The 772-nt window shown below is 62.8% G+C and carries 1 protein-coding gene; it reads left to right on the top strand.

Going from position 1 to position 772, the window contains the following annotated elements:
- The coding region (locus tag I8J34_RS24195; protein ID WP_214364184.1) for a transposase at positions 1 to 539 on the top strand (539 nt) is incomplete at its 5' end.
- Between the last annotated feature and the right edge of the window lie 233 nt (positions 540 to 772).

Below are 772 nucleotides of genomic sequence, written 5' to 3'. Positions count from 1 at the left end.
ATTGGCAGCAGGCGCGCCACAGCGGCGCCGAGCTGCTGTGGCGCTGCCGCGACAACCGGCAGTTCCCGGTTCTCAAGGCGCTGGACGATGGCTCTTTTCTGAGCGCGATCTACCCGAGCGACAAGGCTCGCCGTGCGGGTCAGGGGGCGATTGAAGTGCGGGTCATCGAATACGAGCTCCCCAAGCTCGACGCAGAGCCGCTTCGCTACCGCTTGATGACCAGCTTGCTCGACGACAAGGTGGCACCGGCACTGGAATTGGCGGCCTTGTATCATCAGCGCTGGCAGGTCGAGGCCGTTTTCGACGAACTCAAAACGCACCTGCAGCAGCGCCGCCGAGTGCTGCGTTCGAAGACGCCTGAACTAGTTCGGCAGGAGTTCTACGGTTGGGTTCTGGCGCACTATGCCGTGCGCTGGCTAATCCACCAAGCCGCCACCGAGCATCGCCTACGTCACGACAGCCTATCCTTCACCGCGCACGTACAGCTCTTACGACGCACCCAGCCCCAGTCCGGGGCCTTTCCCCCCAATGCAGCCTAGGCGTCGAAAGCGCTGGTTCGACCAGTTGCTTCATGCCGCCGCGCAACTGCGCGCTGTGCGTACGCTCGGGGAAGCAACGCCCCGCCAGGTCAAGCGGCGCAACTCACCGTACGCTTCGCACGACCATCACTACCCGCGCCGAAAGCTCATCGACTGCACGCCAGCACTGCTGGCACCCAAGCCACTGTCAGTGCCAAAAAGAGACAGGATGCGTATCTAAGCGAACAGTATTG

Source organism: Denitromonas iodatirespirans (assembly GCF_018524365.1).
GTDB lineage: Bacteria > Pseudomonadota > Gammaproteobacteria > Burkholderiales > Rhodocyclaceae > Nitrogeniibacter > Nitrogeniibacter iodatirespirans.
This window is presented reverse-complemented; position numbering and strand designations above follow the sequence as displayed.